Below are 10,499 nucleotides of genomic sequence, written 5' to 3'. Positions count from 1 at the left end.
TTTGCGTCGTCGCTGTCGTTGCAGCAGAGAAACGAGATTATGAAGAAGTTTTTATCGCTTGTCAAGTCAGCTTCGCTTTTGCTTTACGCCGTTGCGTCACTTGCTTGCGGCGACCTCTTCAGGTCTCGCCAGGACTTTCGTCCTGCCCTAGCAGTTATTGAAACCTCAGGGTAAACCCTAATTTTTCAGTAACTGCCAAGCCCAAAAGTATAGCACAATTTTTGCAGATCTTGCAACTGGCTTCTGCCTGATTTGCCTCGATCCTTGCAATAACCGCTTGGCGCTCATTACTGATTGCCGCTGCGGCAGGTGAGATTGGGTTGCCCCGTCACCTGTTGCACTTGCTTGGCTTCGCGTCTCAAAACTGTCTGAGCTGCGAAGGAGCGAGACTATAGCACAGNGAGATTGGGTTGCCCCGTCACCTGTTGCACTTGCTTGGCTTCGCGTCTCAAAACTGTCTGAGCTGCGAAGGAGCGAGACTATAGCACAGAATTTTGGGCTGTCATGCCAGTGTCGCAAATTTGTTGATGGAAAGGCAGTCAGGCTGGCGCCGGCGCCCTGCTCCGTCGAAGGAGGCGCGGGCCGTGACTGGCCGCGCCTATATATAGATGGCGGCAGCCCCTGCTTGTGGGACTAGTATGTACGTTTACTATTCGCCTGTACGCCGCATCTGATTGGAGACAGATACCTCATGCCCCCTGCGATCGCCCTGAGCGAAGACATCCTGATCAACGTCACCCCGTTTGAAACCCGCGTTGCGCTGGTGGAACAGGGGTCGGTTCAGGAATTGCACGTCGAACGTAGCATCCAACGGGGCCACGTCGGCAATATCTATCTGGGTCGGGTCGTGCGGGTGCTGCCCGGCATGCAGAGCGCGTTCATCGACATTGGGCTGGAGCGGGCGGCGTTCATTCATATTGCGGACCTGCGCGAGAATCGCACGGAGCGCAGCCAGGGTTTGACGCCGACGCCAATCGAAAAACTGATATTTGAGGGACAGACCCTCATGGTGCAGGTCGTGAAGGATCCGCTCGGCACCAAGGGCGCGCGGCTGTCGACGCAGATCAGCATGGCCGGGCGGATGCTGGTGTATCTGCCGCACGATCCGCACATCGGTATTTCGCAGAAGATCGATTCCGAGTCCGAACGCATCCAGTTGCGCGAACGTCTGCAAGCGCTGATGCCCTCGGATGAGAAAGGCGGATTCATCGTGCGCACCCAGGCCGAGGGCGCCAACGACGCGGAGCTGACTGCCGACGTGGAATATCTGCGCAAGCTGTGGACGAGTGTCCAGGCGGCGGCCCGGACCCAGCCCGCCCCCGCGCTGTTGCACCAGGACCTGACGCTTGCCCAGCGCGTATTGCGCGACATGGTCGGCCCCGAGACCGGTTCGATCCTGGTGGATTCACGCACGACGACTGCCGCGATGCTGGAATGGGCGCGTGTGTACACACCTTCGGTGGTTGACCGCATCAAGCATTACAGCGGCGAGCGCCCTCTGTTCGACACCGCCAACGTGGACGACGAGATTGCGCGCGCGCTGTCGCGCCGGGTCGACCTGAAGTCGGGCGGCTATCTGATCATTGACCAGACGGAGGCGTTGACCACGGTGGACGTCAACACCGGCGGGTTTGTGGGAGGCCGCAATTTCGACGACACGATCTTCAAGACGAACCTTGAGGCGGCGCAGGCAATTGCGCGGCAGCTGCGCCTGCGCAACCTGGGGGGAATCGTGATCCTGGACTTCATCGACATGGAGGAACAGGAACACCGCGACACCGTGCTGGCGGAGCTGAAGAAGGCGTTGTCGCGGGATCGGACCCGCATGACCGTCAATGGATTCACGCAGCTGGGGCTGGTGGAAATGACGCGCAAGCGCACGCGCGATTCGCTGGCGCACCAGCTTTGCGAGCCCTGCCCCATGTGCGAGTCGCGCGGCAATGTGCGTACGCCGCGCACGGTCTGTTATGAAATCCTGCGCGAGATTCTGCGCGAAGCCCGGCAATTCAATCCCAAGGAGTTTCGCATTCTTGCCTCGCAGGAAGTCGTGGACCTTTTTCTGGAAGAGGAAAGCCAGCATTTGGCAATGCTGGGCGACTTTGTGGGCAAGCGCGTGTCGCTGGAAGTGGAAGCGGCGTATTCGCAGGAGAAGTACGACATCATCCTCGTGTGACGGCATAAGAAGAATGCCTAGTCATCGGACCGACGGAAGAGCCGCGCCTGCAAGCGCGGCTTTTTTAATTTGGGCGCCACAGGATGGGGGCAATCGGGCGGCCGAAATGGCGATGTGTCTGCGCCACCGTTGATGCGCTCGTTTGTGCTGTGAACCGCGCTGGCGGCCGCTCTTCGCCAGGTCCGCATTCAGCGCGCGTGCGAGGACGTGGAGCCATACCCGAATCCCGAACGGGCTTCAACTCGATATGTGTGGATTTTGTGACTTAACAATTCGTTTGAAATGATTTCTGAAACGGATGGCGACAAGTAAGGGTTATCGATAAGCTGCGGGCGCTTTGCCGGGTCGGTTACCGCCTCGGCGCTTTTCCCTTAGTCATTCGGAGGTCATTGCAATGAAGTCCCTATTCCGTCCGTTCCTGGTACTGGTCGCGGCCCTGCCGCTGATGCTGGCAGCCTGCGGCGACAAGGAGCCCGAGCAGCGCGCGGCGTTCACGCAGTTCCTGCAGACGCGCATCGTGGACAAGCCGGGCGTGCGTGTGCCGAAGCTGACGGAGGAAGAAAAGAAGTCATTCGGCGACTACGCGGCCCATTACGCCATCATCACCGACTTCAATGCCGGCATGGATGCGTCGGTCAAGCCGCTGTCGGGGATCCTGCAGAAGGGTCAGGTGCGCTCGGTGAACGATATCGTCACGCGCCGCGAAGACCTGAAGTCCGTGCGTGCCGGTCTGAACGACATGAACGCGGCGCTGAAGGAGCATCGCGCCAAGGCCGACGCGGCTCACGCCCAGCTCAAGCAGCCTGAGGACCTGAAGGCCGTGTACGACAAGGCTTACGAGAAGACCATCACCCTGCCGGCCGACACGTTTGGCGATGTGCTGCCGCAGATCAACGCCACCTACGACGTCACCCTGAAGATCGCCGACTACGTGGAAGCGAACAAGTCGAAGATCGAGATCTCGGGCAACAGCGTGACGGTGACCGATCCTGCCGTGCAAGCCGAGCTGAACAAGCTGCTGCAAGAGATGAACGCGCAGGCCAAGAATGTGCAGCAGGCACAGACGCGCCTGCAGGCCGTGATCATGGGCCGTTAAGCACCGCTCAAGCACGCTGCGCCACGCATCGCCCCGCCGCCACCGAAAGGTGCGGCGGGGTTTTTCTTGCCATGTCGATAATCAGTCAGGCGCCGACGCGACGCGATTGCGGCCCGCGGCCTTGGCCTGGTAAACGGCCGCATCGGCGGCTTCCACAAGGGCGGCCGAGACGCCGTCGCCTAGCGGCACGACCGTGGCCACGCCGACGCTGACGGTGACGATACCGCCTCCGTTGTCTTCGTGCGGAATGGCCAGGTCCTCGACCGCGCGCCGGATACTTTCGGCGATGACCAGCGCCTGTTCGCGGCGCGTGTCGGGCAGCAGCACCACGAACTCTTCGCCGCCATAGCGGGCCGCCAGATCGCAAGGCCGGCGAGCCTTGTTTTGAAGCGCAAGCGCCAGCATCTTGAGCAACGCGTCGCCTTCCTGGTGGCCATAGCGGTCGTTGTAAAGCTTGAAGCGATCGGCATCCAGAAACAGCAGCGACAGCGGCGCGCGATCGCGACGCGCGGCCGCCCATTCCCTGTCCAGCACCTCGTCGAAGGTGCGCCGGTTGGCGACGCCGGTGAGTCCGTCCGTCTGGGCCTGACGCGCCAATTGCGCCTCGAACGCCTGCCGCCAGCGCATCTCGCGCCGAAAGAGGACGATCTGCGCCATCACCGATGCGAAGAGCGCCAAGGTCACGGGCACGATCAGGGCGGCGCGGCGCACCCAGGGTTCGAGCAGATCGTCGACGGCCAACGCCACGTCGATCACCAGCGGCGTGCGCTCGATGGCGTCGAACGCATAGAGACGATTGACGCCATCGGGCGACAGCACGCCGACAAATGCGCGCAAGGCATCGCCGCCCTGGACGGCAAAGTCAGGGGCGGCGATCAGCGCAAGTGACGGGAATTTTTGCCCGGGAAGACGCCCGGGCACGCGCGGAAAGACAGCAGCCGGGCGCGGCGCGCCCGAGGCGGGGCTTTCAGGACAGCGCGGCGGCTGCGATGCGGAACGGGAAGGCCTTGGCCCCGCGTGCCTTGTCGCTTTCGCGGTGGGCGTTGATGGCCCAGGCGGGCCCTGCCCCGCCGGCTTGCGCCATCAATTGGCGGGTGAGCACGCCAGAGAATCCGCAACGAAGCGTCATGGCCTGACGCCGGGCAAGCTCGATTCCGATGGCGTGCGACGTAGTCGAATTACGGTCCGTTTGCAGCATGGCAGCCCCCTGGCAAAAGCGCTTCCTGAGTGAAGCGTCATTGCGGATTAATCTACCCTAGCTGCTTGATTTTGCGCGTGAAATGATGCGTAAAGTAATGCAAAGATCCCGAAATGCACGCCGAAAAATAGCCGTCAGGCGGATGGACTGGGCGCCGCGTCGCCGGTTTCGCGGTCCGGACGGTCATTGATGCCATCCGGTTGGCCCGTCATATTTCCGTAAAGCAGCGAGCGGCCGGCGAACAGGCCACCTGCCACCTCGAGCTCGAAGCGTTCGGTGTCGCGTTGCCGCACGTCCTGAATGACCTCCTCGGCCTCGTCGGGCGGCACGCCGATGGCGCGCAACGCCGCTTCGCCGAAGACCAGCGCCGATTCAAGGGTTTCGCGGACCTGGAAATCCACCCCTTCGCGGGCCAGCGCCAGCGAATGGATGCGGTCATAGGCCCGCACCACGACGCGCACCAGCGGGAATTCGGACTTGATGAGATGCACCATGTGGGTGGCGGCGCGCGGGTCGTCGATGCACACCAGGATGGCGCAGGCGTTTTCGGCGCCGGCCGAACGCAGCATGTCGGCGCGCGTACCGTCCCCGTAATACACCTTCACGCCCCACTTTGCCGCGGCACGGATCGCGTCGGTGTCGGTGTCCAGGATCGAGACCTTGACCCCGCGTGCCAGCATTGCCTGCGTCACGATCTGGCCGAAACGGCCAAAACCCACGATCAGCGCGCAGCCGTCCAGGTCGCGGGCCACGTCCACGCCATCCATGGACGGCTTGGGTTTGGGCAGGAACCAGCGCAAGGCCAGGACGCATAGCGGCGTGAGCGCCATGGAAATGATGACGACCGCGGTCAGCACCGCCCCCGTATGCGCGTCGAAGATGCCTTTGTCGGCGGCTGCGCTGTACAGCACGAAGGCAAACTCGCCGCCTTGCGCCAGCAACGCGCAACGGGTGATGGCTTCGGCATGGGTGGCGCGCAGCAGGCGCGCCACGATGTAGACGCCCACGGATTTGACCGCCATGAACGCGACGACACCCGCCAGGATGAGCGGCCATTCCCGCGCCACGGCCAGGAGGTCCAGCGACATGCCCACGCCCAGGAAGAACAGGCCAAGCAGGATGCCGCGAAACGGCTCGATATCGGCTTCGAGCTGATGGCGGAATGTGGATTCGGACAGCAGCACACCGGCCAGGAACGCGCCCATGGCCATGGACAGGCCGCCCAGTTCCATCAGCAACGCGGCGCCCAGCACGACGAGCAATGCGGCCGCGGTCATCACTTCGCGGGCATGCGCCGCGGCCAGAAGACGGAACAGTGGGTTGAGCAGCCACCGGCCCGCAGCCAGCAGCGCCAGAATGCAGCCGAGCGCGATGGCGGCCTGCCACCAGGGATTGGCCTCGCTGCCGCTGCTTGCAGGAGCCAGCAAGGCGGCCAGCGCCAGCAGCGGGACGATCGCCAGGTCTTCGAGAAGGAGAATGGAGACGATGCGTTGGCCCTGCGCGCTGGTGGTCTCGTCGCGCTCGGCCAGGATCTGCATCACGATGGCCGTGGACGAAAGCACGAAACCCATCGCCGCCATGAAGGCCGCGGCGCCTGACAGACCTGCAAGCAACCCGACGCCGGTAAGCAGCGCACCGCAAACCAGCACCTGCGCGACGCCCAGCCCGAAGATTTCGCCGCGCAGCTTCCAGAGGCGCGACGGCTGCATCTCCAGCCCGATGATGAAAAGAAACATCACCACGCCCAGTTCGGCGACGTGCAAGATGGATTTGGGATCGGTGAAAAACCCGATGCCGAACGGGCCTATCGCCAGGCCGGCTGCCAGATAGCCCAGGACCGAACCCAGTCCGAGACGCTTGAACAAGGGGACGGCAATCACCGCTGCGCCAAGCAGAACGACGACGTTGAGGACTTGATTGCCTTCGGAAGGCAGGGCCATGGAGCGCTCCTGGTTGCATGGCGGGCCGAAGCGCCTGGGACGCCGCCCAGCCCGCTATGCGCAGGCTGGGGCCATTTTCCGGCAAACCGCGGGATTGGCAAACAGGAACTTCGGCAATGAAAAGCCGCCCCGAGGGGCGGCTGCTGGGGAAAGACGTGTACGGTTTGGCTCAGTCTTCCCGGAACTGCATCTTGTAGAGGGATGCGTACAGGCCGTCGGCCGCCAGCAGTTCCGCGTGCGGACCCTGTTCGACGATCTTGCCGGCGTCCAGGACGATGATGCGGTCGGCGTTCTGGACGGTGGACAGGCGGTGCGCGATGACCAGCGTGGTGCGCCCCTTCATCAGGCGTTCCAGCGAGGCCTGCACCTGGCGTTCGGATTCGTTATCGAGCGCCGAAGTCGCTTCGTCCAGGATCAGGATGGGCGCGTTCTTGATGAGCGCGCGCGCGATGGCCAGACGCTGGCGCTGGCCGCCGGACAGGCGGGCGGCGTTCTCGCCCACGGGCGTGTTGATGCCTTGCGGCAGGCCTTCGACGAAGTCGAGCAGATTGGCGGCGGCCAGCGCATCGCGCACCTTTTGCTCGCTGGACTTGCCCAATGCGCCGTAGCCGACGTTGGCGGCGATCGTGTCGTCGAACAGCACGACATCCTGGCTGACCAGCGACAGGTGCGAGCGCAGGCTGCGCAGCGTGAGTTCATCGATGGGCACGTCGTCCACGAGGATCTGGCCGCTGTCGGCCAGCACGAAGCGGGGCAGCATGTTGACCAGCGTGGTCTTGCCGCTGCCCGAGCGGCCCACGAGGGCGACGGTCTGACCGGGTTCGACCACGAAGGAAATGTCATTGACCGTGTCGCGGTCGGCGTCGGGGAAGCGATGCGACACGCTGCGGAACTCGACCTTGCCGCGCACGGGCTCGGGCAATTCCTTGGTGCCGGTGTCGTTTTCCGGGATCTGGTCGATCAGGGTGAACACGCTTTCGGCCGAGACCAGCATCTTTTGCAGGCGGGCGGCCACGTTGGTCAGGCGCTTGATGGGGTCGAAGATCTGGGCCAGCGCGGCCATGAACGACGCGAAGCTGCCCACGGTGAGCGAGCCGCTGTTGGCCTGGCTGAGCGCCACGGCGATGACCGCGCCCACGGAAATCGAGATGCAGACCTGGGTCAAGGGCGTCAGCGCCGCATCGGCCGTGGCCGTGCGCATGGCAAAGCGGCGCAGGCGGCGGCTGACGAAATCGAAGCGGCCGCGTTCGACCTCGTAGCCGTCGAACAGCTTGATGACGCGCTGGCCGTCGATGCCTTCGCCGACCACGCGGGTCAGCTCGGCGTTCATGTTGACGGTTTCGCGGTTGATGCGGCGCAGGCGCTTGATGAAAAAGCGCGAGATCAGGACCGAGACCGGCAGCATGACCAGGATGATCAGCGTCAGCACCCACGACATGTAGAGCAGCACGCAGATCAGCGCGATGACCACCAGGGTTTCGCGCACCAGCACGGTGATGACGTCGGTGGCATAGCCGGTGACGTTGCCGGCGTCGATGGTGAAGCGGTTCAGGAGGCGCCCGGTGTCGCCGCGCTTGAAGTCGGCGTCCGGCAGGCCCAGGAGGCGCTCGAACATGTCGCGCCGCATGCCCAGCAGCACGTTGTTGGCCACCCAGGCCAGCAGGTAGTCGCTGAAGAAGTTGCAGATGCCGCGCACCAGGATCAGGCCCACGACCGCCAGCGGCAGCGCCCAAACGTAATACGGCTTGGCGCCTGAGAAGCCGCCGTCCAGGAGGGGCTTCATGATGACCGCCAGCACGGGCTGCGTGGCCGCGGCGCCTGCCATCAGGAGGACGGCCGCCAGCAAGCCCTTCCAGTAGGAACCGACCCGGCTGTAGATCCGGGTCCAGAGTTCGGATTTGACGGGCTGGGAGCCCGCTGGCGCATTCCGTGCGGCAGAATTCAAAGGGATCACTCGCTTTTCATACAATTGTGCCCAGGATTGTACCGGCTGCGCGTCTGCGCGCCGTCCCCGCCCCTTAGCCCTATCCGCGCCCGTGCGCCCTTCCATGTCCGATATCAGTTGCCTGTATGTCCGCCTGCCCAACTGGGTGGGCGATGTCTGCATGAGCCTGCCCAGCCTGCGCGCCCTGGCGGCAAGCGGCCTGCCCCTCGTCCTCTGCGCCCGCCCCTGGGCCCGCGACCTGCTCGATGGCGTGGACAAACTGGATTTCGTCCCCATGCGCGGCAAGGTTGGGCCAGACCGGGCGGCGGTCAGCGCGCACCGTCGCGGGCTGGGCGCGCAAGGCCGCCGCGCCCGGGGCCTGCTGCTGCCGGACTCCCTGTCCAGCGCGCTGGTGTTCCGGCTGGCCGGCGTGCCGTCGGCGGGGTACCGCGACGACGGCCGCAGCTTTCTGCTGCGCTGGCCGTTCGCCAAACCCGACCAGCCGATGCACGCCGTCGAATCCTGGCATCACCTGACCCGCGAGGCCCTGATCCGCTGGAATCTGCCTAGCGGTCCCGCCCAGCCCGGTCCGACGCTGGACCTGCCGCTGACGGCGGCGCATGAACGCGCGGCCGGCGAGGCCCTGGCCCAGGCCGGCCTGCAAGACCGGCCCTTCGTGCTGATTGCGCCCACCGCCACGGGCCTGCACAAGGGCAGGATCAAGGTGTGGCCGGGATTCGATACACTGACGCGCGCCCTGCAGGCCCGCGGCCATACCGTGGTAATGTGCCCCCCTCCGGCCGAAACCGACGAAGCCCGCCGCAATGCGCCGACCGCTCAGTTGCTGCCCCCGCTGGGATTGGGCGCCTTTGCGGCGCTGACCGCCCGGGCCGCGCTGGTGATTTGTAACGACTCCGGCGTGTCGCACGTCGCGGCGGCGGCGTCGGCGCGGCAGTTGACGCTGTTCGGCGTGACACAGCCGCAACGCACCGGCCCGTGGTCGCCGCGCGCGGTGTGCCTGGGTAGCGACCAGGCCTGGCCGTCGCAGGAAGAAGCAACACAGCAGGCCGAGCGCCTGCTGGATGGTACGCAGTAATCAGGACAGTCTCGAAATGACCTTTTCCAGCTATCTCACGAATCTGATCATTCCCTTGAATTTGTGCATCACCCTGGTGGTCCTTGGCCTGGTGCTGGGACTGTTCCGGCTTCGCAAGACGGGCCTCACGCTCGTCGCGGCAGGCTTGCTCTGGGCGCTGGCCTGGTCGTTGCCGGCGACGTCGCTGTGGGCGGGCGGCGCGCTGGAGAACCGCTATCCGCACAAGCCCGCCGCCGAGATGCCGACGGCCGACGCGATCGTGGTGCTGGGCGGCAATACCGCCAACGGCCGGGCCAATTGGTTCCTGCCCTATGACAAGGACACGGCCATCGTGCGCGTGGACGCGGCGGCCGAGCTGTATCTGGCCGGCCGCGCGCCCAAGGTGCTGCTGTCGGGCGGCGCGCTGGAAGGCGATGTCAGCGAAGCGCGCGGCATGGCGCATGCGATCCGCCAGCAGGGCGTTCCGGAGTCGGCCCTGATCCTGGAAAACGCCAGCCGCACCACCTATGAAAACGCCACGCTCACCGAAGACCAGCTCAAGGCGCGCGGCATCGGCAAGGTGCTGCTGGTCACGTCCGCCTTGCACATGCCCCGCGCCATGGCGGCCTTTTCCAAGCAGGGGGTGGAAGTGATTGCCGCCCCCGCGCCGCCGCAGATCGTGGAGCCGGCCGACGGGTCGCTGTCGTTGTGGCTGCCCGATGAACGCACGTTCGACGCCAGCCGTTCGATCGTGAAGGAATACGCGGGTCTCTTTGTGTACTGGTTGCGCGGATGGGTATGAGCCTGACCGGCGGGGCACCAGCGTGCCGCTCGGGATGCGGCGCCTGCTGCATCGCGCCGTCGATCACGCGGCCCATTCCGGGGATGCCGCAGGGCAAGCCCGCGGGCGTGCCCTGTGTTCAGTTGCTGCCGGACATGCGGTGCGCGATCTTTGGTGATCCTTCCCGCCCGGACTTCTGCGGGGGACTGCAGCCCCAGCACGAGATGTGCGGTCCCGACCGCGAACACGCCATCCGCTGGCTGGCCGACCTGGAAAGGGCAACCGCGCCCTGCCATTGAAAACGGGGCTTGA

At 64.7% G+C, this 10,499-nt stretch carries 9 protein-coding genes; 5 read left to right on the top strand and 4 right to left on the bottom strand.

The genetic code is table 11. From position 1 onward, the window contains the following. Positions 1-709: 709 nt before the first annotated feature. Together rng and ASD87_RS09260 are read left to right on the top strand one after the other, a co-directional pair. Entirely contained in the window at positions 710-2,173 is a 1,464-nt protein-coding gene (gene rng / locus ASD87_RS09265; RefSeq protein ID WP_056320252.1) for a ribonuclease G, read from the top strand. Positions 2,174-2,567: 394 nt separating this feature from the next. Then, positions 2,568-3,269 carry a DUF3053 domain-containing protein gene (locus tag ASD87_RS09260; protein WP_056320219.1) on the top strand — a complete coding sequence of 234 codons (702 nt, stop codon included), beginning with the start codon at positions 2,568-2,570 and terminating at the stop codon, positions 3,267-3,269. A gap of 81 nt (positions 3,270-3,350) precedes the next feature. On the opposite strand, the gene ASD87_RS09255 is transcribed toward ASD87_RS09260, so the two are convergent. The 4 genes from ASD87_RS09255 to msbA all read right to left on the bottom strand — a co-directional run bounded on the left by ASD87_RS09255 (position 3,351) and on the right by msbA (position 8,352). Continuing rightward, positions 3,351-4,106 (bottom strand): diguanylate cyclase, encoded by a 756-nt coding sequence (locus ASD87_RS09255; protein ID WP_235512668.1) that lies wholly within the window; start codon positions 4,104-4,106, stop codon positions 3,351-3,353. Positions 4,107-4,236: 130 nt separating this feature from the next. Further along, a complete protein-coding gene (locus tag ASD87_RS09250) occupies positions 4,237-4,467 on the bottom strand; it encodes a hypothetical protein (protein ID WP_056320215.1) in 231 nt (76 codons plus the stop codon). Between the two features lie 134 nt (positions 4,468-4,601). Then, the gene (locus ASD87_RS09245) at positions 4,602-6,407 is read right to left on the bottom strand and encodes a monovalent cation:proton antiporter-2 (CPA2) family protein (protein WP_056320212.1); all 1,806 of its coding nucleotides are present in this window, start codon (positions 6,405-6,407) and stop codon (positions 4,602-4,604) included. Positions 6,408-6,576: 169 nt separating this feature from the next. Then, positions 6,577-8,352 carry a lipid A export permease/ATP-binding protein MsbA gene (msbA, locus tag ASD87_RS09240; protein WP_056320209.1) on the bottom strand — a complete coding sequence of 592 codons (1,776 nt, stop codon included), beginning with the start codon at positions 8,350-8,352 and terminating at the stop codon, positions 6,577-6,579. Between the two features lie 103 nt (positions 8,353-8,455). On the opposite strand from msbA, the gene ASD87_RS09235 reads away from it, so the two are divergent. From ASD87_RS09235 to ASD87_RS09225, 3 genes are read left to right on the top strand one after another with little or no spacing between them, the layout of a single operon-like run. Beyond that, complete coding sequence (locus ASD87_RS09235) at positions 8,456-9,427, top strand: glycosyltransferase family 9 protein (protein ID WP_056320207.1); 972 nt, start codon at positions 8,456-8,458, stop codon at positions 9,425-9,427. Positions 9,428-9,443: 16 nt separating this feature from the next. Further along, positions 9,444-10,208, top strand: coding sequence for a YdcF family protein (locus tag ASD87_RS09230; protein ID WP_056320205.1), 765 nt, complete (start codon positions 9,444-9,446; stop codon positions 10,206-10,208). Further along, positions 10,205-10,486 (top strand): YkgJ family cysteine cluster protein, encoded by a 282-nt coding sequence (locus tag ASD87_RS09225; RefSeq protein WP_082586245.1) that lies wholly within the window; start codon positions 10,205-10,207, stop codon positions 10,484-10,486. Before ASD87_RS09230 ends, ASD87_RS09225 begins: the two co-directional genes overlap by 4 nt. Positions 10,487-10,499: the final 13 nt, after the last annotated feature.

This window comes from Achromobacter sp. Root170 (genome assembly GCF_001428165.1).
GTDB lineage: Bacteria > Pseudomonadota > Gammaproteobacteria > Burkholderiales > Burkholderiaceae_B > Achromobacter > Achromobacter mucicolens.
The sequence above is the reverse complement of the archived record's forward strand: the minus strand, read 5'-3'. Positions and strand labels throughout refer to the sequence as shown.